At 54.7% G+C, this 21,262-nt stretch carries 25 protein-coding genes and 1 pseudogene; 10 read left to right on the top strand and 16 right to left on the bottom strand.

What is annotated here, in order from left to right:
* Nucleotides 1-243 precede the first annotated feature (243 nt).
* Nucleotides 244-1,581, top strand: a complete 1,338-nt coding sequence (locus BXP70_RS10245) for a type IX secretion system plug protein (protein ID WP_086593973.1) — start codon at nucleotides 244-246, stop codon at nucleotides 1,579-1,581.
* Between the two features lie 308 nt (nucleotides 1,582-1,889).
* On the opposite strand, the gene ychF is transcribed toward BXP70_RS10245, so the two are convergent.
* Entirely contained in the window at nucleotides 1,890-2,990 is a 1,101-nt protein-coding gene (ychF, locus tag BXP70_RS10250; RefSeq protein ID WP_086593974.1) for a redox-regulated ATPase YchF, read from the bottom strand.
* A gap of 248 nt (nucleotides 2,991-3,238) precedes the next feature.
* The gene (locus BXP70_RS10255) at nucleotides 3,239-3,571 is read right to left on the bottom strand and encodes a DUF3276 family protein (protein WP_086594186.1); all 333 of its coding nucleotides are present in this window, start codon (nucleotides 3,569-3,571) and stop codon (nucleotides 3,239-3,241) included.
* 347 nt (nucleotides 3,572-3,918) lie between these two features.
* Between BXP70_RS10255 and BXP70_RS10260 the strand changes: the two genes are divergently transcribed.
* Nucleotides 3,919-4,833 carry a DUF58 domain-containing protein gene (locus BXP70_RS10260; protein ID WP_086594187.1) on the top strand — a complete coding sequence of 305 codons (915 nt, stop codon included), beginning with the start codon at nucleotides 3,919-3,921 and terminating at the stop codon, nucleotides 4,831-4,833.
* Nucleotides 4,834-4,867: 34 nt separating this feature from the next.
* On the opposite strand, the gene BXP70_RS10265 is transcribed toward BXP70_RS10260, so the two are convergent.
* From BXP70_RS10265 to BXP70_RS10275, 3 genes are all read right to left on the bottom strand, one after another.
* Nucleotides 4,868-5,491 (bottom strand): DNA-3-methyladenine glycosylase family protein, encoded by a 624-nt coding sequence (locus tag BXP70_RS10265; protein ID WP_086593975.1) that lies wholly within the window; start codon nucleotides 5,489-5,491, stop codon nucleotides 4,868-4,870.
* A gap of 17 nt (nucleotides 5,492-5,508) precedes the next feature.
* Nucleotides 5,509-6,162, bottom strand: coding sequence for a metallophosphoesterase family protein (locus BXP70_RS10270; protein WP_086593976.1), 654 nt, complete (start codon nucleotides 6,160-6,162; stop codon nucleotides 5,509-5,511).
* Between the two features lie 566 nt (nucleotides 6,163-6,728).
* Complete coding sequence (locus BXP70_RS10275; protein ID WP_086593977.1) at nucleotides 6,729-7,769, bottom strand: threonine aldolase family protein; 1,041 nt, start codon at nucleotides 7,767-7,769, stop codon at nucleotides 6,729-6,731.
* Between the two features lie 109 nt (nucleotides 7,770-7,878).
* Here BXP70_RS10275 and BXP70_RS10280 point away from each other — a divergent pair, with 109 nt between their 5' ends.
* On the top strand, nucleotides 7,879-8,355 hold the full coding sequence (locus tag BXP70_RS10280; RefSeq protein WP_086593978.1) for a hypothetical protein: 477 nt from the start codon (nucleotides 7,879-7,881) through the stop codon (nucleotides 8,353-8,355).
* 92 nt (nucleotides 8,356-8,447) lie between these two features.
* On the opposite strand, the gene BXP70_RS10285 is transcribed toward BXP70_RS10280, so the two are convergent.
* Nucleotides 8,448-8,948: a metallophosphoesterase family protein gene (locus tag BXP70_RS10285; RefSeq protein ID WP_086593979.1), complete on the bottom strand. Its 501-nt coding sequence runs from the start codon at nucleotides 8,946-8,948 to the stop codon at nucleotides 8,448-8,450.
* Between the two features lie 262 nt (nucleotides 8,949-9,210).
* On the opposite strand from BXP70_RS10285, the gene BXP70_RS10290 reads away from it, so the two are divergent.
* Both BXP70_RS10290 and BXP70_RS10295 read left to right on the top strand, forming a co-directional pair.
* Nucleotides 9,211-9,909 (top strand): NUDIX hydrolase, encoded by a 699-nt coding sequence (locus tag BXP70_RS10290; RefSeq protein WP_086593980.1) that lies wholly within the window; start codon nucleotides 9,211-9,213, stop codon nucleotides 9,907-9,909.
* 62 nt (nucleotides 9,910-9,971) lie between these two features.
* Entirely contained in the window at nucleotides 9,972-10,406 is a 435-nt protein-coding gene (locus tag BXP70_RS10295; RefSeq protein ID WP_086593981.1) for a hypothetical protein, read from the top strand.
* On the opposite strand, the gene coaD is transcribed toward BXP70_RS10295, so the two are convergent.
* The 3 genes from coaD to BXP70_RS10310 form a co-directional block, all read right to left on the bottom strand.
* The gene (gene coaD, locus BXP70_RS10300) at nucleotides 10,403-10,870 is read right to left on the bottom strand and encodes a pantetheine-phosphate adenylyltransferase (protein ID WP_086593982.1); all 468 of its coding nucleotides are present in this window, start codon (nucleotides 10,868-10,870) and stop codon (nucleotides 10,403-10,405) included. The genes BXP70_RS10295 and coaD overlap by 4 nt on opposite strands.
* A 93-nt stretch (nucleotides 10,871-10,963) precedes the next feature.
* Nucleotides 10,964-11,845, bottom strand: a complete 882-nt coding sequence (locus BXP70_RS10305) for a DUF3822 family protein (protein ID WP_179197654.1) — start codon at nucleotides 11,843-11,845, stop codon at nucleotides 10,964-10,966.
* Nucleotides 11,846-12,021: 176 nt separating this feature from the next.
* The gene (locus tag BXP70_RS10310) at nucleotides 12,022-12,519 is read right to left on the bottom strand and encodes an NUDIX domain-containing protein (protein ID WP_086593984.1); all 498 of its coding nucleotides are present in this window, start codon (nucleotides 12,517-12,519) and stop codon (nucleotides 12,022-12,024) included.
* Between the two features lie 143 nt (nucleotides 12,520-12,662).
* Here BXP70_RS10310 and BXP70_RS10315 point away from each other — a divergent pair, with 143 nt between their 5' ends.
* From BXP70_RS10315 to BXP70_RS10330, 4 genes and pseudogenes are all read left to right on the top strand, one after another.
* Complete coding sequence (locus BXP70_RS10315; RefSeq protein WP_086593985.1) at nucleotides 12,663-13,100, top strand: PaaI family thioesterase; 438 nt, start codon at nucleotides 12,663-12,665, stop codon at nucleotides 13,098-13,100.
* A gap of 104 nt (nucleotides 13,101-13,204) precedes the next feature.
* Nucleotides 13,205-13,366, top strand: a pseudogene (locus tag BXP70_RS31035) (DUF4265 domain-containing protein); the annotation flags it as partial.
* A gap of 38 nt (nucleotides 13,367-13,404) precedes the next feature.
* Nucleotides 13,405-14,820 (top strand): ATP-dependent DNA helicase, encoded by a 1,416-nt coding sequence (locus BXP70_RS10325; RefSeq protein ID WP_086593987.1) that lies wholly within the window; start codon nucleotides 13,405-13,407, stop codon nucleotides 14,818-14,820.
* A gap of 195 nt (nucleotides 14,821-15,015) precedes the next feature.
* A complete protein-coding gene (locus BXP70_RS10330) occupies nucleotides 15,016-15,540 on the top strand; it encodes a DUF1573 domain-containing protein (protein ID WP_086593988.1) in 525 nt (174 codons plus the stop codon).
* Between the two features lie 76 nt (nucleotides 15,541-15,616).
* Here BXP70_RS10330 and BXP70_RS10335 read toward each other — a convergent pair whose 3' ends face one another.
* The 5 genes from BXP70_RS10335 to BXP70_RS10355 all read right to left on the bottom strand — a co-directional run bounded on the left by BXP70_RS10335 (nucleotide 15,617) and on the right by BXP70_RS10355 (nucleotide 19,753).
* The gene (locus BXP70_RS10335) at nucleotides 15,617-15,994 is read right to left on the bottom strand and encodes a DUF423 domain-containing protein (protein WP_086593989.1); all 378 of its coding nucleotides are present in this window, start codon (nucleotides 15,992-15,994) and stop codon (nucleotides 15,617-15,619) included.
* A 28-nt stretch (nucleotides 15,995-16,022) separates the two neighbouring features.
* The gene (locus tag BXP70_RS10340) at nucleotides 16,023-16,709 is read right to left on the bottom strand and encodes a YggS family pyridoxal phosphate-dependent enzyme (RefSeq protein WP_086593990.1); all 687 of its coding nucleotides are present in this window, start codon (nucleotides 16,707-16,709) and stop codon (nucleotides 16,023-16,025) included.
* Between the two features lie 114 nt (nucleotides 16,710-16,823).
* A complete protein-coding gene (locus tag BXP70_RS10345) occupies nucleotides 16,824-17,876 on the bottom strand; it encodes a VWA domain-containing protein (RefSeq protein ID WP_179197656.1) in 1,053 nt (350 codons plus the stop codon).
* Between the two features lie 31 nt (nucleotides 17,877-17,907).
* Nucleotides 17,908-18,792: a hypothetical protein gene (locus BXP70_RS10350; protein ID WP_086593991.1), complete on the bottom strand. Its 885-nt coding sequence runs from the start codon at nucleotides 18,790-18,792 to the stop codon at nucleotides 17,908-17,910.
* A gap of 58 nt (nucleotides 18,793-18,850) precedes the next feature.
* On the bottom strand, nucleotides 18,851-19,753 hold the full coding sequence (locus tag BXP70_RS10355; protein ID WP_086593992.1) for a DUF58 domain-containing protein: 903 nt from the start codon (nucleotides 19,751-19,753) through the stop codon (nucleotides 18,851-18,853).
* Nucleotides 19,754-19,790: 37 nt separating this feature from the next.
* Here BXP70_RS10355 and BXP70_RS10360 point away from each other — a divergent pair, with 37 nt between their 5' ends.
* Nucleotides 19,791-20,162, top strand: coding sequence for a DUF4296 domain-containing protein (locus BXP70_RS10360; RefSeq protein WP_143436447.1), 372 nt, complete (start codon nucleotides 19,791-19,793; stop codon nucleotides 20,160-20,162).
* A 15-nt stretch (nucleotides 20,163-20,177) separates the two neighbouring features.
* Here the strand turns inward: BXP70_RS10360 and BXP70_RS10365 are convergent, their stop codons facing one another.
* Nucleotides 20,178-20,528: a tRNA-binding protein gene (locus tag BXP70_RS10365; RefSeq protein WP_086593994.1), complete on the bottom strand. Its 351-nt coding sequence runs from the start codon at nucleotides 20,526-20,528 to the stop codon at nucleotides 20,178-20,180.
* A 113-nt stretch (nucleotides 20,529-20,641) separates the two neighbouring features.
* Nucleotides 20,642-21,214 (bottom strand): DUF922 domain-containing protein, encoded by a 573-nt coding sequence (locus BXP70_RS10370; protein ID WP_086593995.1) that lies wholly within the window; start codon nucleotides 21,212-21,214, stop codon nucleotides 20,642-20,644.
* Nucleotides 21,215-21,262 lie beyond the last annotated feature (48 nt).

Consider the following 21,262-nt stretch of genomic DNA (forward strand, 5'->3'; position numbering starts at 1 on the left):
AGAAAAATCTTAGTAAATATATCTTTGGTGGCTGTTATTAGTAAGTGATAGAAGCAAGTCGTTCAATATTGCGCGAAGCTAGAGCTTTGCGGCTCGTTGAACGACGTCGTATGGTGACAGCCACAATAATGCCGTTCTGATGCTGTCGTTCTATGAGGCGCGAAGCGGGAGCTTCGCGCTATGATGTTTTAGAGTTGTCGTTCTAACGATGCGTGAAGCAGGAGCTTCGCGCTACATTTGTCTATGCACCACCTCCGCTACCTAGCTCTGTTCTTTCTAGCCACGGCCTGCGTACCGCTCGGCACGCCCATTACTGACCCTAACGCAGCCCGCCAGCCTGGCCAGCAAAAGCCCCCGGAGTACTACGCCGACCGTGCCTTGCGCTACCAGGATTACACCTACGACCCCAACGTGCGCTCGGTGCAGTGCTACGTGTACACGGGCGTGAACACCGAAATTTTCCAACCGCCCGTCGTGCCGCTTTCCCAAGAGCAGCCAATTCAGCTAGAGTTTGATCTAGTAAATACTGGCTCGCAACGCCTTACCGCCAAGCTTATCCATTGCGACATCGATTGGAAACCTTCGGTATTGACGGATATGCAGTTTCTCAGCGAGATAAACGAATTTCTGCTGACGAATTATCGCACTTCCATCAACACTAAGGTGCCGTACTACCACTACAAGCTGCAAGTGCCGCGCGTAAAGCTGAGCGGCAACTATCTACTGGTAGTGCAAGGGCAAGGTGGCACGCCGCTGCTGAGCCGCCGCTTGCTCGTGTATCAAAATAACGTGGAAGTAAACCTAGCTCAAGGCATTCCGGTGGCAGGCTCCGAGCGCTACACCTTGCAGCAAGTTGATTTCGGCATTCGCTACAACGGCATGGAGCTGGTAAACCCCACCCAGGAAGTGAAGGTGATTCTGCGCCAGAACTTTCGGTGGGACAACGCCAAGATAGGTTTACAACCTACGTTCGTGCGCGACGCCGAGCGTCGATTAGATTACCAATATTTCAATTTCGAGAATGCCTTCCCCGCCAGCAGCGAGTTCCGGTTTTTTGATACCCGCTCGTTGCGGCAGCTAGGGGTCGGCATGGCCCATTTAGATCAGGCTGCCACGCCCCGCGAAGTTATCCTGACGCCCGAAGCCACACGCAACGGCCAGAACTACACCCAGTACCAAGACATCAACGGCCAACGCGTATTCGATAATCGCGAGTACGGCAATGGCGAAACCAACGGAGACTACGCTAATGTTACCTTCCAACTCCACGCTGAGCAGGCTGCGCCTGGCCCCGTCTATGTCTTCGGCGCCCTCACCGATTGGCAAATAAAGGACGAGTTTCGCCTGACCTACAATGCTGAAGCGCAGCAGTACACCTGCAAAGCGCTGCTGAAGCAAGGCTACTACAATTATTACTACGTGGTAGGCAAGCAAGGCGCCGCCCCCGACGACGTGTACTTCGAAGGTAGCCACCAAGAAACCGAAAACCAGTACGACCTACTCGTCTACTACCGCCCACCCGGCACCCGCGCCGACTTATTGATCGGCTACAAGGCTATTGACTTTAATGCTAGACCGTAATAAGGGAGTCCTAAAATTCAGCTTTAGGACTCCCTTTACTTGAATAGCTACACTACCCATATAATCTTAAGAAAGCTGAACAATAAGAAGCTGACCAGTATCGTAGTAGAGCAGATAGTGCATTACTACTCATCCCAAGAGAAAGAACTCTTCGGTACGTTTTCAGCCAGTCACTTTGGGCGTGCATCCTCAACTATAGTGCATATCGCTAAAACAAAAACGCCCCGACCAACTGGCCAGGGCGCATAAGCTATAAGATATCGTCTACAAAATCCGTGGAATCCGATTAATCCGGACGAATCCGTGGTTCAGACGTTAAAGCGGAAGTGCATAATGTCGCCATCCTGCACCACGTATTCTTTGCCTTCCACGGCCATTTTGCCGGCTTCCTTGATCTTCGCTTCTGTCTTGTACTCTTGGTAGTCAGCTAGCTTGATTACCTCGGCGCGGATAAAGCCTTTCTCAAAGTCGGAGTGGATGACGCCGGCCGCAGCGGGGGCTTTATCGCCGCGGTGCACGGTCCAGGCGCGGACTTCTTGCTCACCGGCGGTGAAGTAGGTGATGAGGTTGAGGAGGTCGTAAGAGGCCCGGATGAGGCGGTTCAGACCTGACTCTTTCAAGCCGTATTCGCCGAGGAACATTTCCTTCTCGTCGGGGTCTTCCATCTCGGCAATCTGCGACTCAATGGCGGCGGATACCACCACGATCTGCGCATTTTCGCTTTTCACGTGCTCCCGCAGCGCATCCACGAACTTGTTGCCGTTGCTCTGAATGCTGGCTTCGTCCACGTTGGCCACGTAGATAACGGGCTTAATGGTGAGCAGCTGCAAGTCTTCTACTGCCTCTAGGTCGTCTTCAGTGGCGGCAAGGGAACGGGCATTGTTGCCAGCTTCCAAGTGATCTTTGAAGCGCGTCAGCGACACCACTTCCTTCTTGGCTTTCGCGTCGCCGCTCTTGGCTGAGCGCTCCGACTTCGCTAGCTTTTTGTCGATGCTCTCGAGGTCTTTGAGTTGCAACTCATTGTCAATAACATCTTTGTCGAACGCAGGATCGACGCCGCCCGCCACGTGCACAATGTTAGGGTCATCGAAGCAGCGTACCACGTGAATGATGGCATCTACCTCGCGGATGTTAGCCAGAAATTTATTGCCTAGCCCTTCGCCTTTGCTGGCGCCTTTCACCAGACCGGCAATATCGACGAACTCCACGATAGTGGGCACCACGCGCTTCGGCTTCACGATTCCTTCCAGAATCTGGAGACGCTCGTCGGGCACGGTGATGACGCCCACGTTGGGCTCGATGGTACAGAAAGGATAGTTGGCCGATTCGGCCTTGGCATTCGAAAGGGCGTTGAACAAGGTGGATTTGCCCACGTTTGGCAAGCCCACAATTCCGCAGCGGAGACCCATAATAGAGTGACTGAGTAACTGAGTGACTGAGTGAATAAACCAAGGCGATGGGCCTGATTTGGGGGCAAAGGTACGGCTGTTTTTCGGGGAAAGCACGGTGGCCGACATCAATGCCCCTAGGTTCAGCCTTTTCGGTAAGCGATCCTGGCCGCTGCGAGAGGCTAGAATGCAAACAGCGCGCACCTACCTAGGTAAGTGCGCGCTGCGAAAGCGAAGGCGTAAGTGTTTGCTTCGATAGGCAGAGGAGGCTAGAAGTTGTCGTCGCGACCGTTGTACTGGTCGTCGTTGTACTGGCGCGGGCGGTCAAGCTCCGCTACTTCCTCGGGCGAGAGAAGTTCTTCGCGCACATAATCAACGGCGTCCTGCAACGCATCTACGAACTTAGCGAAGTCCTCTTTATACAGGAAGATCTTGTGCTTCTCGTACGAGAAAGTATCGTCGTCGCGGAGCTTACGCTTGCTTTCCGTGATGGTGAGATAGTAGTCCTGGCCGCGCGTTGCCTTCACGTCGAAGAAGTACGTGCGCTTGCCAGCTTTAATGCGTTGAGAGTAGATTTCTTCCTGATCTTGACGGTCTTCCACGGTTCCTACAGTCGGTTGGTTTTTGCTGAAAGGGTTGAATTTCAGGGCAAAATACAACGGTGGATCGGGATATAAAAATTCAGGAGTTTAGTTTTTTGTAACCAGATTTGCGTTGGCTTTGTTGAGCATCAACAAGAAAGGCGCAACTAGCCCGTTGTTGGTGTGTCTTTACCGGAATAGCTACGCCAGCTGAACCGTAACACGCCCGAGCGCGAGGCGAATTAGTAGGAGGGGGGAAGGAAGTAGCTTGCCGAAAAATATAGCGGTGTAGTGGCCGTTGCTAGGTCGCTATGTTGCTAGGTCGCTATCTTAAAGCACCCGAAACCGTTGCTTATTCTTCGTACACCATGGCCCAACCACTTGATTTAGCTGCCGTCCGTCCGTTTGAGAATCTGGAGTTTCTGGCGCGCCAGCTCGTTGAGGGCTTTATTACGGGTTTGCACCAGTCGCCTTACCACGGTTTCTCGGTGGAGTTTTCGGAACACCGGCTTTATAACCCTGGCGAAAGCACCCGCCACCTCGACTGGAAAGTGCTAGCTCGCACCGACAAGCTCTTTGTGAAGCGCTATGAGGAGGAAACGAACCTGCGCTGCCACTTGCTGCTGGATGTGTCGCCGAGCATGTACTACCCCGAGCCTAGCCACGATAAGTTGCGCTTTGCGGTGCTATGCGCGGCGGCCATCACTACCCTCCTGCAAAAGCAGCGCGACGCGGTAGGCTTGGTTACTTTCTCCGACCAGATTGAGTTGCAAACGCCAGTGCGCTCCACCAGCACCCACCGCCACACGCTGCTACTCACGCTCCAACAGCAGTTGGAGCGCCCCGTTACGCGGCGCCCCACGGACGTAGCCAAGGTGATTCACCAGATTGCCCAGCAAATTCCGAAACGCTCGTTGGTGGTGCTGTTCAGCGACATGCTAGGTCGTGGGCGCGAAGAGCAAACTGAAGCCTTGGCCGCGCTGCAACACCTGCGCCACCAGCAACATGAAGTACTGCTTTTCCATATTATGGACCGTGCTACCGAAGCCGATTTCGACTTTGCTGATCGTCCTTACCTGTTCGAAGACATGGAAACTGGTCAGCAGGTGAAGCTCCAACCCTCGCAAGTGCGTGACCAGTATCGGGCTGCCATGCGTCAGTACGAGCAGGAGCTAGCTTTGCGCTGCGGTCAATATAAGATCGATTTTGTGCCCGTCGATACCCGCGAGCCATTCGATAAAGTTCTGTACGCTTACTTGGTGAAACGTGGGAAAGTGAAGTAACAGTCATTCACGCCTCCGACGATTAGAATGAACGCTAGGCTGGCATGTTATCCAACGACCGCCACAAGTACTTTGATGCCAAGGTGCGGTAAGGCCGCCACGTTTCCGCAATTTGAGTCATGCGGGTGAGCAAGGCGCGGCCGGTTTCTTCTAGGCCGTAGAGGCGACGCATGGCATTTTGGATACCTAGGTCTCCTTCGGGGAAAACGTCGGGCTGGTCGAGGGCGAACATCTGAATCATCTGGGCCGTCCAGCGACCCACGCCCCGGATGCTGGTGAGGTGACGGGTAAGACCTTCCTCATCGAGGCTACTGATATGTTGAAAATCGAGTTGGTCGCGTTGCGCAAAATCGGCGATGGCGCGCAGGTAGCTCGCCTTCTGCCGTGATAAGCCCACAGCGCGCAGTTCCTCGTCCGACAACACCAGCACGGCCAGCGGCTCGGGGTAGCCATCGGGCGCAAACAAGCTCTCGAATTTGCGCCAAATAGCTGCTGCTGCCTTGGTAGAAATCTGCTGGCTTACAATAGAGCGCAGCAACGCTAGGTAGATGTCTTCGTGCGGGCTAGGCTGCACGGGCGGGCAACGGTCGAACACGGCGCCCAGAACAGGGTCGGCTTGGCGCAGATAAAGCAGAGCAGCTTCGGCGGAAGTAGACATGCCGCAAGCTAGAGAAATCAGCTGATATCGTTGGGGTCAACCGGAACGGCCACAATCTGCAGGATATCACCCTGCGGATTAAGTTTCACACCCGTGAGCGTGCGACCTAGGTAAGCACCCGTATCAATACTGAGGGTGTGCGAAAGCCGGTCGAACAGGGGAAGGCCGTTGGGCGTAGGCGTGTGCCCAATGACTTGCAGCTTGCCCACATTGCGCAGAGGGCCACGTCGCCATAATACACCATCCAAGTTGTCTTCATCATACGGCTCGGGCGTATCGGCCAGGCCCGCATGGCTCGCCACAACGTGGTCGTTTTCCCAAATCAGCGGTCGTTGCTCGAGCCAACGCAAATGCAGCTGAAGCAGCGCAGGCTGTACGGCATACTGCTGTACCGTGGTGCGCCCTCCCCAGTTAAGCCACTCGGGGAAAGGACCATCGGGGCCGTAGTGCCGAATCATGCCAGCCTCGTGGTTGCCGCGTAGGAACACCGTTTGGCTAGGATACGTCGCGTTCAACTCCATGGCAAGCCCCACGGTTTCGGGCGCAAAATTGCCGCGGTCCACTAGGTCACCTACTTGAATAAGAAGCTCCTCTTGTGGCTGCCAGTAACGAAGCAGGGTTTGAAAAGTGTGGCAGCAGCCGTGGACGTCGCCGATAAGAAAAAGATTCATGAATACGAAAAATAGGCAGCGCACTGACCGAATCACTACTTAGCTCGGCTGACTACGGATAATTTAGTTTAGAAGAGGTAGTTAGACCTTCCGGTGCGGTGCTCAGCGCCAATCGTTTGATGAAAGGCCTGTAAACCCCGGACAACAATAGAAAAAATAACCACCACCTAGGTAATGACACGATCAGGTCGCGTGCATGGCTTGGAGGCAAAGACAAGGCCAACGCTACAGCGATGCCGCCACATAAGTGTTGCTACCACCAAGCTAGCAACTGGCGGAAAGCTCCATGAGCCATACAGGCAAACAATTAACTAAGCTGCAACTTTAATAACCTTCTCGCGCCGCAATGAAGTGCTTCCCTGAATTAAGTAGCTGACATAAGCTGCCTTGCGGAAGCTTGTTATTGCCTTCTCTTCGGATGTTAGTACGAGAAATTATAAACTCCATCCGAAGTTTAGCCGAATTAAGCAATTTACCAGTTCGATTTACTACCGCTAGCTTTCAATATGGCTTGTCGATAAAGCCATATCGAAAGCTAATTAACTCGGTGGTAGATGTGCGGCTTCCTAGGCAGGCACTGGCATGGCGGCTAGCGCAGCTTCCACGCGTTGCAGCATGGCATCGTCGAAGTCTAGGTGAGTTACAAAGCGGACCATCTGCGGGCCGAAAGAAGAAGCCCGGATTCCTTGTTCGTCCAAATGCCGCAGAAACGCCGTTTCAGGAACCTCATCCGCCAGGCGAAAAATAACGAGGTTGGTTTCGGCGGGCAGCACCTTTGCTACGTACGGTTGCGCCGCTAGCGTAGCACTAAGCTGTTGGGCCCGGCGGTGGTCGTCGGCTAGGCGGTTTACATTGTGCTCTAGCGCGTACAGCCCGGCGGCCGCTAGGTAGCCCGCCTGGCGCATACCGCCACCTAGGGCCTTACGAATGCGCCTTGATTTCTGGATCAATTCTTTGCTGCCGAGTAGCACGGAGCCGACTGGGGTACCTAGGCCCTTGGACAGGCAGACCGAAATAGAGTCAAAATACTGACCGTATTCCTCCGCTTTTTGTCCGGTGGCTACCAAGGCGTTGAACACACGAGCCCCGTCGAGGTGCAGTTTCAAGCCGTGGCGGCGCGTTACTTCTGCAATTTCCTGGATGCTTTCGAGCGAGTAGCAGCTACCCCCGCCACGGTTACTGGTATTTTCTAGGCATACAAGGCGGGTAGGCGGGTAGTGAACGTTATTCTTGTCACGAATGGCTGCTTCTACCTGAGCAGCTGAGAGACGCCCCCGGTCGCCGGGCAGCAAAGCCACCGAGGCGCCAGAGTTGAAGGCAATACCGCCCACTTCCCACAAGTAGATATGAGCCGTTTGGTCGCAGATAACCTCTGTCATGGGTTCCGTTTGAGCCTTAATGGCAATTTGGTTGGTCATGGTGCCAGAAGGACAAAACAGGCCGGCCTCCAGGCCAAAGCGAGCCGCGGCCGTTTCTTCGAGCTCTCGCACGGTGGGGTCTTCCTCATATACGTCGTCGCCAACGCGGGCGTGAAACATAGCTTCCAGCATGGCTGGCGTAGGGCGCGTAACGGTATCGGAACGCAGATCAATAATTGGAGCAGGCATAGTGGCTGAGGGTAAGGCCGAAAGAAGTGACAGGCAGATGTTTTCGCGATTCAAAAATAAGACTTACTTTTGCCCTCCAATTTACAAATCGACTTTAACCGACCCGGATATGAGCACTACTCGCCTCAAGCGGAAGCACCGCAAGAACATTGCGCGTGCCAACAACAAGCAGCGTATCATCAAGCAACTACTCCTGACGCCCGTTCTGAAGAACGTGGACCTCGAAGAACTCAAGTCGCGTTTCACCACGACGGGCACTACTCCTGCAGTTGCAAGTGCACCGGCTGCTACCGGCGTAGTTGCTTCCGTTAAAGAAGCTGCTACCTCGGCAATCGATAAGGTGAAAGAAGTTGCTTCAGACGTGGTTGACACAGTAGCTCACGCTGACGTGGTAGAAAAAGCCAAGGAAGTAGTAAGCGACCTAGTAGAGAAAGTAACGCCTGCTGCCACTCAGCCGGAGCCTAACGAAGAAGCAAAAGTAAACCAAACTGGTACTGAAGGCTTCGACGAGGCTGAAGCCATCACCAAGCCTGTGAACGAAGACGGCCAGGAAGGCGAGCACCCCAAGCCCGAAATCGCTCTGTAGAGCGGCCTGCCACCGGTGTCGGTCGGCTATAAAAATTCAGAAAGCGCTTTTCTTGCAAAAGGAAAGCGCTTTTTATTTGTCTTACGCTGTACTCACCCTGCCCGCAAACCTAGCTCCACGGCTTGCAGCTGCTGTACCTTACCTGCTTCCACCTCGAAGCGAAGGAGTGTGCGCACTGTATGAAAGCCGTGCCGGCCAGCCGCCCCCGGATTTAAATGCAACAGGTGCAGCTTCGGATCGGGCATCACCTTCAGAATGTGCGAGTGCCCGCTGATAAATAAACCTGGTCGCTCGTGCGTCACTAAGGGGCGTGCCGCGGGGCTGTAATGCCCCGGATACCCACCAATGTGCGTCATGAGTACGTGCAGGCCTTCTACTTCGAAGCGCTGCACCAAAGGTTGGGTTCGGCGTACATCTTGCCCATCAATATTGCCATAGACGCCGCGCAACGGAGCTAGCGCCTCCAGGGCTTCTATAACGGCGGCCGTGCCAAAGTCGCCAGCGTGCCATATCTCGTCGCAGTCGGCTAGGTGGTGCAAGATGCGTTCGTCGAGGTAGCTGTGCGTGTCGGATAGCAAGCCTATTTTTTTCATTAGGGCAAAGTAGGGTGAAAGGCAGAGTTACTCTAAACGGCAACCTAGGTTCGAGGGATGCTATTCGGGCCTTTCCGGCGGGGGTACTTTCCTGTTCAGCTTCTACGATCTATTTTCATTTCCCACTGCTAGCTGCACAACTGAACCGGGCACATCACGTATCTTGCCCGACCTAGGCGAATTTCCGTTTGCCAATATTTATGCTGTGTTTTGTGGCATAAATCGTCTCATTTCCCCATTTGCCCTCATATCATCCTGCGCGATGAATGTTTTTATTAATGATATCCCGCTGATTATCAAGAAGAACAGCGAGAAAGTGTACAAGCACCGCTACGACCTGATCTTGAATCCGGAGGACGAGTTTACGTCCAAAGATCTGATTGGCGATGTACTGATGCGGGACGTGACCGATGGCTTCATCGACCGGCTGCTGCGCCTGATGGAAGTGAAAAAGCTTAAAAAGCTGAAGTCGCTGACCTTGCTGGCGCGCAAAAAAAAGCGGTTGATTTTACACCTGAAAGATCAATTCCGCATTGTAAAAGCGGCTGGTGGTCTGGTCGTAAAAGACGGGATGCTTCTGATGATTTATCGCCTAGGCATGTGGGATTTGCCGAAGGGAAAACTCAAGAAAGAAGAAGATTCTGGGGTAGGTGCCTTGCGCGAAGTAGAGGAAGAGTGCAGTATCACAGTCGTTTTAGGCGAAAAGCTGCCTAGTACCTGGCACTCCTACGCCTACAACGGCAACAAAATTCTAAAGAAGACGAGCTGGTTTATCATGCAGTGTCTCGACGATTCGCTGATGAAACCCCAAGCTGAAGAATCCATTGAAGAAGTACGTTGGATGACTCCCCAAGAAGCCCTAGCAGTGCTCGACGAGTCGTATGCTTCCATTGCGTTGGTGGTGCGTCACTACCTCAGCGAACAAGCTGGCACTGATTCTGCCAAGGAAGGAGCAAAATAAACTTAGGCGAGTTGCCTATGCGTCGACTCTACCACTCTGCTCTTGTACTAATACTTATTGGAATGGCGGCTTGTACAGGCCGCTCTACCGTTTCGGAGAAGCGTGTATCGACGGTGGAACCCCCTCCCGCCGAACACGCCCCCTTCGATGTGACTGCTTTGGTGGGCCGGAACATCGACCAACTGCGGCGAAAGCTAGGTCCGCCTCGTGAAGCAGCGAAGCAAAACCTAGGTCTCGAGCCAACGCCGGCGCAGAAGCAAACGGCCGCGGGCGAAAACTGGAACAATACGTTTGAGAAAGACGGCACTACACTCATTGTCAGCTTCAACGCTCGCACCCGCAAGGTGCACGATATCATTGTGGTAGGCGACGATGAGGAGGAGCTGATGCGTCGCGGCAAGCTGACCCTCACGGCGCTGAACTACATCGTGCTGCCGGTGCTTAATCCGGAGAACACCAGTCGGGTGCTAGGTCTGCGCGTGGTACCACTCCGCTAGGAGCTAGCTGGCGGTGGTAAAGTAAAAGGCACAAAATCGGCGACGGGGCCCCCAAAGCGATGAATCTCCCGAATAATGGTGCTGCTAATTGCCGCCAAGGCTGGGGAGGTAATCAGAAACACGGTTTCCAATTCTGGATTCACGTGCCGATTGGCCTGCGCAATGGTGTTTTCGTATTCGAAGTCGGTGGTATTGCGCAGCCCACGCAGCAGAAACCGGGCCCCAACTTGCTTAGCAAAATCGGCTGTAAGGCCTCGGTAAGCTTGAACTGACACCCGCGGCTCGTCCTGAAAAACAGATTCAATAAGTGTAATCATCTGTTCCACTGGCAGGTAGCGTGTCTTGCTGCTGTTGTTGCCAATGGCAATGATTACTTGGTCGAATAAGGCCGTGCCGCGGCGCACTACATCGAGGTGCCCATTTGTAAACGGATCAAAAGAGCCAGGGAATAGTGCGATGCGCATACGAGAGTGACTGAGTGAGGAATATAGCCCAGCAAGGTACGAGAACAATCACTCAGTTACTCAGTGCGAAGCCACTCAGTCACTCTACCGAGGTTACTTACAAAGATGCAGGCTATATAGCTCGAAGTAACGGTAGTCGAAGGTATCGTTGAGGCGGTAGCTATAAGCTAGGTCGAACGGGCGCGTGCCGAAGCGGACGTGCCGAACATACTTACGCAGAATGGTGAACAGCTCGGAATCAGGCAGCAAGTCGCCCCACACGACCAAGTTATCTTGGTCGGGGTTCAGTTGCAGCTCCTGCATAACTAAGATGGTATAATAGATAAAGTCTTCGGGGCTGCTGAAGGGAAATACGTTGCAATATTCCAGGCGCTTGCCGTGTACAGCTACCAGGGTCAGCTCCTGTGGATTAACGTGCAGATACAGCTGCCTAGGTGCTGATTGCTTGCTCTGGTGAACTACTCCTTCAATCAGGGCGCTGGTTTGGTGCAGCAAGCGTCCGGTAGGATAAGCCGTTTGCAGCCAGGTCGAAACGGATTGCTCCGCAGCAAACACGCTCACCATATCGAGCCCAATGTGCTCGTAATAATGGGGGCTCTCCTGGGCTAGGTCGAGCTGGTGATGCAAGCGCAGGTACGTGGCTTCGTCGCCGAGTCGGAACAGTGGCGCCGGTAGCAGGGTGAAATAACGGTTTTGCACCGCAAGCCGCACGTGCTGCCAACCCGATTGGTTTAGAAACTCATGCTGCGTAGCAAGGGCCTGTAGCTGACTTGCCAACGGGGAAGTAGCCGTCACGGCGTAGTCTTCCAGCAAGACAAACTTGTTGCGTTGTACCTCCACCAGACCTAGGCGTATGCCCGCCGCGCCCGCCGTGAGGTAAAGATTATAGGCACTCGGGTTGGCGGGGTCCAGCGTTTCGTCGCGGAAGCGGTGTTGGGCAACAGGTACGGAAGCAGCGGGAGCAGATGCAAACACGGAACGATCGAGAAAGAGGCAACACGAAATAGGAGCCCAAAGGTACGAAGTTCGTTCCTAGGTGATTGGTTGTTGGTCTTGCGTTATTGTTTTTGTACCTGGTAGAGATGGTCAAGAATTGTCGCAGCAGCGGTGCATGGAAGCTAAACTGCTAGCCAGCATGCGATAATGGCTAGCTACCGAAAGCGGATTTGCGGGATGTAGAGGTCGTCGGGGCTGATGATGTGGCGCAGTACCGGGTGCACTTGCTGGGGCGGCAGCTTCACCAGTTGGCGCGGCAGCTTGAACGCAAGTTTGGTGAGTAGCTGGGCATCGGCGGCGTGCTCGGGGTCGGAGCCCAGCACGGGGAGAGCGTTGGGGTCGGTAGGCGTAACGGCGAAAAATAGCTCTAGTGCCTGGAGTTGGCTGCCCCCAAACTCATGCAGGTGCAAAAAGCGGCCGGGCGTAATGGCGAGGCCTGTTTCTTCCAGAAACTCCCGCTGCAAACACTCCTGCACCGATTCGCCAAATTGCCAGCCCCCGCCCGGCGGCGACCAGAACAGTGCCTCGTCGGGGAGCAAGCCACGGTGAGCGGTGAGCAGAATCGCGCCTTCGTGCACGAGCAATCCGCACACACGCACGCGGACCTGGTTGGTGTAAGCACCTAGGATGTTAGGAGTAAAGGGAGTTGACATCGGTGTGGAAAGGTTGGTGGGGCGCGGCAAAGGGGGTACTTTTGATAACTACTAGCCTGATCGAAGGATAAGTTAGTAGCCAAATTTTTTGCTAATCAACAGCCGCATTAGCACATTAAAAAATAGTGCATAGCTTCTGATAAATGCCTCCTACGCAAAACGCCGCCTCCACGCTAGATTTAGCCACCCGAATTCGGCAGAAGCTCATCACCCAGCGTTTCATGCACCTTATCGGCGCCGACCTAACCACTATCGAACCTGGCCGAGTAGAAGCGGAGCTAGCCTTGGAGCAAAAGCACCAGCAGCACCGTGGCTTCGCCCACGGCGGCCTGGTAGCCACCATGGCCGACCTAGTAGCCGGCTTTGCCGCCGTCACACTCGTACCCGATGACTACGGGGTAGTAACGGCCGATCTGCGGGTTTCTTATCTGCACCCCGGCGTAGGGGCGAAGCTACGTGCCGTGGGCTGGGTGCTGAAAGCCGGCCGCCGCCTACACTTCTGCGAAGCCGAAGTATGGTGCGACGATAAGATGATTGCGAAGGCATCGGCTACGATGGCCGTTGTTGAGCCTGCTGTATAATGTTTAAAAACGAGCAGCTAGATAAAAGCCTTATTCGCTTATGTGCTTGACAAAGAATCTATTAATGATAATACTTAGTAAGAGGCAAAAGCAAGAGCAAACTCCTCGAAATGGGATGTGATTGGGAGGGAATGAAACACGATATGCCTTTGTTAGCTGTTGATGCGCCCCCAAGCAGCGACTATGGCATTGTCAGAGACTATCTGGACGGCGGAAGACGCGCAGGCTTATGGGATTACCGGGAAGCTTACCTAGGTTGGAAATAGCTGCCTGCGGCATAGGGTATGATGTATCTTTGTGATCTATGTTAACAGTTCGGACTCCCTCTTTAAGAGATTACTTTCCTTTTGAGCCTACCCAGGACCAAGCGGCGCTTTTTCAGCAGCTCGATGTGTTTCTGCGCGATGAGTTGCCGGGTCGCAAGGCCTTTGTGTTGCGGGGTTACGCGGGTACGGGCAAAACGACTGTGGTGAGTGCTTTGGTGCAGTGGCTGCACCGCATGGGCCGCAAGTACACGCTGATGGCGCCCACCGGCCGGGCCGCCAAGGTGATGAGTGCTTATTCAGGGGTGCCGGCCAGCACCATCCACAAGAAAATCTACCGCCAAACCTCTGGCTCAACTTCCGAAAAGCTGTCGTTTCAGCGCCAGCCCAACCGCACAGCCGACATGTTCTACATCGTAGACGAGGCTTCCATGATTTCGGATGAGAAGGCTTTCGGCGAAAACGGCTTGCTCGACGACTTGATGGGCTACGTGTTTGAGAAGCCTACCAACCGCCTCTTGCTGATTGGCGACACGGCCCAGCTACCGCCGGTGGGGCAGCTGCTTAGTCCGGCCCTTGATCCTAGCTTGTTGGCACACCGGTTCCGCGCCAAAGTGGATTCGGTGGAGTTGCGTCAGGTGATGCGTCAGGCGGAGGAATCGGGCATTCTGATGAACGCCACCGTGTTGCGCGACGAACTGCGAGAGGAGAAGCCGGCCATTCAATTTTTCACCAAAGGCTACCACGACATCTTCAAAATGGGTGGTGACAAGCTAGAGGACGGCTTGCGCTGGGCTTACAAAAACTTCGGTTACGAGAACACGACCATCATCTGCCGCTCCAATAAGAACGCCAATCAGTACAATCAGTACATCCGGCGGGTGCTTTTTGATGCGGAAGACGAAATTCAGGCAGGCGACTACCTGATGGTGGTGCGCAATAACTATTTCTGGCTGCCGAAAGACTCGGAAATGGGTTTCCTCGCCAACGGCGACTTTGTTCAGGTGATGAAGATTGTGCGGCGAACCGAAGAGTTCGGCTTCAACTTCGCCGATGCCCGCGTTCGACTCGTGGATTACCCCGACGAGCCCGAACTGGAAGTAAAGCTGTTGCTCGATACGTTGCACACAGAAAGTCCCGCCCTGCCCGCCGACCGCAGCAATGCGCTTTACACAGCTGTGAGCGAAGATTACGCCCACCTAGGTACCAAGCGCGAGCGAAGCGCGGCCCTGCGCCAAGATACATTTCTGAACGCCTTGCAGGTGAAGTTTGCTTACGCCCTTACCTGCCACAAAGCGCAGGGTGGTCAGTGGCAAGCGGTGTTCGTCGACCACGGTTTTCTGAAGGAGGACATGGTAAACTCCGAGTTTGCGCGCTGGCTGTACACGGCCATCACCCGTGCGGCCGATCGATTGTTCTTGTTGAATTTCAACGACAAACTACTCGGCGAGGAGTAAAAGAGCCGAGCACAACGAACAAACCCAGGAAAGCTAGGTTGTGCAACAAAGTCAAATTGTTGGATGCTAAGGAATTTAAAAATCCGTTAGTACCTTACTACCTCCGAAACTGGAACCGAAGCCTAAAAGCTCTCACGCTGCTAGTTGCTACAAACACGTATTTTTGTCAAACATACTTTTCTAACGTCTTCACCCATGAAAAAAGCACTTGTTCTGGCCATGGCCCTCTCGCTGGCTGGCTTTGCTTCACAAGCCCAGACGGCAGCCGTTAAGCCTGCTAACGCTACTACCAAAGTAGCTGGTCCCCAGATTCAGTTTGAGACCGATAAGTTTGATTTCGGCACCATCAAGCAGGGCGACATCGTTGATCACACATTCAAGTTCAAAAATACTGGCACGCAGCCGCTCGTGATTTCGAACATCGGTGTAAGCTGCGGCTGCACCACGCCCGATTGGACGAAAGAGCCTGTAATGCCCGGCAAAACCGGTACCGTAACGGCTAAATTCAACAGCGCCGGCAAAATGGGCATGCAGAACAAAGTGCTGACCATTGAGTCGAATTCGGCTGGTGGCAACGCCATGGTTTCGCTGGTAGGCACCGTAGCTGATGCTACGACGGCTTCAGCTTCCGTGGCCCCGGCCAGCGATGCTTCGACTGCTGATGCCAAGCAGAAGGTGAAAGCCACCGACAACAAAATCAAAGCGAAGAAGAAGTCGTAATTGATTGCTTCGTCAGCGATAAACAGAAAGAGCGACCTCGCGAGGTCGCTCTTTCTGTTTGTTGGGAGTAAGGCGATTATAGCTGGCGTGCTGCCCACAGCAGCGCTATCCAGCCGGCAATCAGGGAAAGGCCACCAATAGGAGCAACAGCACCTAGCTTGGTGATGCCGGTGAAACACAGCGTGTAAAGGGAGCCACTGAATATCACCACGCCCACCAGCCAAAACCAGCTCACGGTACCTAGCCCGCGCAGATCAGGGCGGACTTGAAACAGTACGCCTACGGCCAACAAGGCCAGCGTGTGATAAAACTGATAGCGAACGGCCGTTTCAAAGGTGTCGAAGCGGCCGGTGGCTTCTAGCATGGCGCGCAAACCGTGAGCCCCAAAGGCACCAATAGCCACACCTAGGCCTCCGAGCAATGCGGCAATTTGAATGATAACGCGAGCAGTCATAGGTAAGAAAATGAAGTACAATACAACGCTAAGATGCTGAAGTAGCGTAGTTGCGGTGCCCAAAAATAGCGCTGCCAACCCGGATGAGCGTGCTCCCTTCCTCGATAGCCAAGCGATAGTCGGCGCTCATGCCCATCGAGATTTCACGGAAGGCCTCGCTATCAGGGAAGTAGCTAGCTTTCAGCTTTTCAAAGTAACTGCGTAGCTCCTGAAACTCGCGGCGGAGTTGGGCTTCGTCGTCGGTGTTGGTGGCAATGCCCATCACGCCAGTGAGGCGCACGTGGCGCATGGCGCGGTACGCCTCCGACTGCAAAATTTCTTCCGCTTCAAGAATCGAAAGGCCCGTTTTAGTTTCTTCGTCGGCAATATGGAACTGAAAGAAACAGTTGATGAGGCGCCCGTTTTTGGCGCCTTGCTTCTCAATTTCTTGCAGCAGCTTCACGCTATCGACGCTCTGAATAGTATGCACGAAAGGCGCGATGTACTTGACCTTATTTGTCTGCAAGTGGCCGATGAGGTGCCATTCAATATCGACGGGTAGCTCAGGTTGCTTGGCGGCCATTTCCTGCACTTTGTTTTCGCCAAAGAGCCTAGCTCCGGCGTTATACGCTTCTTGGAGCAGCGCTACGGGGTGCGTTTTGGTGACGGCGACGAGGCGACAATTGGTGCCTTGCAACTGCGCTTCGAAGTGGTGAATGTTTTCAGCAATAGACATTTTCAATTATCAATTAACAATTAATAGTTACCAATTCCTGTAGCGTGTACGGGTAGTCCGCGCCTACTCAGGCAACCAGTTTGGCAACTGGCAATGGATAACTGTTAACCGGATTCAGTCTTCCAGCGCGTTTGTGAGGAAGGTGTTCTTCAGGGCCAGCCACGCGAGCCACAAACCTACACACCAAAACAAGTAAAGCCGGTAATAGTCTTTCGTGTTGCGGAAGCGGGTTTGCTTGATTTCCGATTTCTCGTATTTGTCGATCTGGCGGAATACCTGACGTAGGGCAGAGTTGTCGGTGGCACGGAAGAATTGGCCGTCGCCGGCTTGGGCGAGTTGGCGCATGGTGGTTTCGTCGAGGCGGGTTTCTACGAAGCGAGGGCGGCCGTTTTCGTCGGTGCCGTAGGGTACGATGCCATCCTTGCCTAGGCCAATGGTATAAAGCTTCAGGCCATAGGCGTGGGCGAGCTGGGCCGCCGTGAGCGGGTCGAGACTGCCAGCGGTGTTCTCGCCATCTGAAATAAGAATGCAGATCTTAGAGCGGCTCCGCGAATCGCGTAGGCGGTTGGTGGCTACGCCTAGGGCCGAACCAATGGCGGTACCGTCGTTCGGAATCATGCCCAGCTTGAGGCCCGCGATACTTTCGCGCAGCAACTCATAGTCAGTGGTGAGCGGCACGACGGAATACGCGTCGCCGGCAAAAACCACTAAGCCTAGCCGGTCGCCCACCCGGCCATTGGTAAACTCTTGCGCTACCCGTTTAGCGGCCTCCAAGCGGTTGGGGCGCAAGTCTTGCAGTTCCATCGACCCTGATACGTCGAGCACCAATAGGATGTCTACGCCTTCTCCCGTTTGCACTACCCGCTCATCGGTGCGCTGCGGACGGGCCAGGGCCACGATGCCAAAAGCTAGGCTCAGGAACAGTACCACGTCGGGTATGAAGCGGAGCAGCGCGCTCCAGTCGCGGCGCACCTGCCCGGCCACGAAGGCCACACCCAGCCGCGCCCGACGCCGGTGATTCAGCGCCCAGCGGGCCAGGAAGAGCAAGGGCAGCAGCGGCACGAGCAACAATAGCCGCGGCTCCTGCCAGGAGTAGCTAGCAAGCGTCGCGTACCGCAAGCTATCCACCAATGGACCCAGGAAATGCTGCCAAAGCTGTTCGAACATGCGCGCGGAAGTGACGGGTAAAGAATGACTGTTAAGTACCGGACGGTAACTGGTAGTTAGTAATTGTTGACTGATACCGCCGGTCGGCGAAGTTGCGGAGCATAGTGAAAGCTAGGTCCGTTTCGGCTTCATCTTCCATGAACTGGTTGGCGTAAATCACTTTGTCGGCTAAGCGCAGGGCGTGTCTTACGTCGGGGTCATTCTGGTAAAGCGCTACTATCTCCTTCGTCGTTAGGCTATTGATGCCATTATCTTCGAGGCCGGTGAGGTAGTTTTTCCAGAGCGTAATAGCGCGTTCCATGTTCGTAAGTGAACGGGAAAGCGTAAAACGCTCTACGTGGCGCGCATACTGAGCCAAGAAGTACACGTGGTTTTTGCGCAGCTTATAGCGTAGATAACGCTGCTGCAACCGACGACCGAACCCTAGGCCTAGCACGGCCACGGCCAACGCTAACACGCCCACGGCCGCTAGCACATACGGGTAGTTGAACTCGGAAGCTACCGGCAGCAGGGCCGTATCTTGGCGCAACACCGGCGGCGCCTCCGCTTGCGCAATAGGAGCGGTGCGCGCTAACCGCACCACGGCCGGCGGCGTGGCCACCGTCAAGGTATCGTTGCCGCGCAGGATGGTGACGGGCACGCTGAGCTGCTGCACCGAATCGAGACTAAAGGTACGCAGATGATAAATGGTGCGGTCGAGGCTGCGGCCTTGGCGGGTGCGGGTTGGCCGGTAGGTTTTGCCCACATACTCGAAGGGCTTGAACGCGGCCGTGGAGTCAGGGAAGATAACGTCTAGGCTTGGGGCGTGCGCAAAGCTGAGCTCGTAGTCAATGATTTCGCCCACCTGCACCTTGGGCCGCAGAAAGCGTCCTTGAGGCTCGTTGGCGCGCGCAGGCGCTTGCGCTAGGGTAGGCATGGCCGTGAGCAGGAATAAGCTAAGCGCACCAGCCCAGCTCCGTCTTCTTCGGGTAGGCTTAGCCACGGCCACCCCGCTGATTGCGCCGCCGAAACAAACTCACCAGCTGAGGTACGTAATCGGTGTCGGTGGCAATGGATAGGAATTCGGTGCGGTGACGGCGGCAGATCTGTCCAATTTGCTCTCGGTTCTGCTCATAGGTGGCGCGGTAACGTGTCCGAAACTTCTCAGACGAAGTATTTACCCACACTGTGCGCCCCGATTCCTGGTCGAACAGTGGAATGATACCAAGCGGCGGAAATTCCCGCTCGCGCTGGTCCAGGAGCTGTACCACAATCAGGTCGTGCTTGCGGGCGAGCATCGTCAGCTCCCGCTCATAATTGACGTCGATAAAATCGGAAATCAGCAGCACAATGCTGCGGCGTTTGAGCAAGCCAAGGGCCTGCTTGATGCCAGCGCCCACTGCCGTCCGCGGCGACCTAGGTTGTAGCTCAAATAGCTGTTTGATAAGCGCATACGCATGGCGAATGCCTTTGCCGGGCGCCATATACAGCTCCTTCTGGTCGGAAAAAGCCACGATACCTAGGCTGGCATCCTGGCGAGCGGCGGTGAGAGCAAGTAGCCCGCAAATTTCGCGGCCGACATCTAGCTTTTGGCGCCCCGCCGCCCCAATATTTTGAGAGGCACTCACATCGAGAAGCAGCATCACAGATTGTTCGCGCTCCTCTTTATAGGTTTTCACAAACGTGCCGTGGCCCTTGCTAGACACGGCCCAGTCGATGGCGCGCACTTCGTCGCCGTACTGGTAGAGGCGCACATCGTCGAACTCCAGCCCGGTGCCTTTGAACACTGAGTGAAAATCACCCTGTAGCTGCGCATCCACCGTTTTGATAATGCGTATCTCTAGTTGCCGCAGCTTGCGAACAAGTTGTTGAAGTGGTGAGCCAGGTTGCGGATTCATTAGGACTAAGCTACGGCTTCTGGCTAACTTTGCGACTGTGAAAAACCTCCCCACCCGTTTGTGTTTGTTTTTGAGCGTGCTGCTCACCTTGGCTTTCACGCAGTGTCAGCGTCCGGATGAGCCCATGCGCCCGCAGCTACTGCTGCCCAAAGACAAGATGACCAGCTTATTAACGAACCTACACCTAGCTGAGGCGCGGGTGGAAGCTTCGCGTCTGGCACCCGATTCGGCACGGGCTATGTTCAATCAGTTGCGGCGCGACCTTTTTTGGCGCTACGAAACCACCGACTCGGCTTTTTACCAAAGCTACCGCTACTACGCCGTGCACGATAAAGACCTAGATAAGATCTATGGCGACGTTATCGACAGCCTGTCGATGCGGGAAATGAAGATGGAAGAGAAGAAGTAGCCAAGCCGGTAGCACCTAGGCCAGACGACTGCCATTGGGCACGGCTGCGGCCAGCGTGGCCAGCACAATGTGCCCAGCGGCGTCGGGGGCGCCGGTTACGAGTACTTCAGAACGGAAAGGGCCAATCTGCTTAACCGGGAAGTTGACGACGCAGAGCACCTGGCGCCCGACCAAATCGGCGGGCTGGTAGTGGTGCGTAATCTGGGCGCTGGAGCGCTTTGTGCCCAGCTCAGGACCTAGGTCGATGAGTAGTTGGTAGGCAGGCTTGCGGGCCTGCGGAAACTCGCGTGCTTCTAGGATGGTGCCTACGCGTAGATCAATGCGTTCAAAATCAGCCCAGGAAATCAGCTCGGAAGATGCGTTCATGTGGAGTAGGAAGACGTCTCGGCGCGTTCATCGTTGGTGTAGAGGAGCCAAACATACAGCTTCTCCCGCGCAACGACGAACGCGCCGAGGCGCCTTCTTACTTGAGTTAGCTATTATTTGGCCGCAAACTGTGCGAACTGGGTGAGCTGATTTTGAATGTTTATTTCCCAACTTTTCTGGCGGTCGGCGGCAAGGCCGTGGTTGGTTTCTTGGTCGTAGCGCGCCTCTTCTTTTTGCCACTCGGCAAACACAGCGTTCGTCGTATTCTTGAAGCGCGGTTGCAGGTGTTGGCAGTCGAACTTAGCTAGACTGATCTTCTGGCGGAGCTTGCGGGCGTAAAGCTCCGTGATATCGAAGTGAAGCTGCTCGTGGCGTAACAGATTCGGGGTGGCCTTGGTGGCCTCGCGCACCCACGACTCCGTCGGGATAAAGACGGCGCGCACGGTAGAGGCAAATTTGAAGTCTTGGCAAGCGGCCTGCACATCGATATTAGCCGAGGTAAGAGCGGCTAGTCTATCAGAAGGGGTGGGCTTGCTCTTGAAATCATCCCAGGTCAGCGGTCGGGTTGGTGACCACACGAAGGTGCCTGGCGCCGCACCAGGGGGAGTGGTCTGCGTGCCTTGGCCGGGGCCTTGCAGCAAATGGCTAACAACAAGTATCGGGGCTAGAAAAGAAAAGAAGAACATGGAAAAGGGCGTGTGAGAGGCCGTTGATGCGAAAAGGAACAAGGGCCT

This window comes from Hymenobacter crusticola, assembly GCF_002154225.1.
Lineage (GTDB): Bacteria > Bacteroidota > Bacteroidia > Cytophagales > Hymenobacteraceae > Hymenobacter > Hymenobacter crusticola.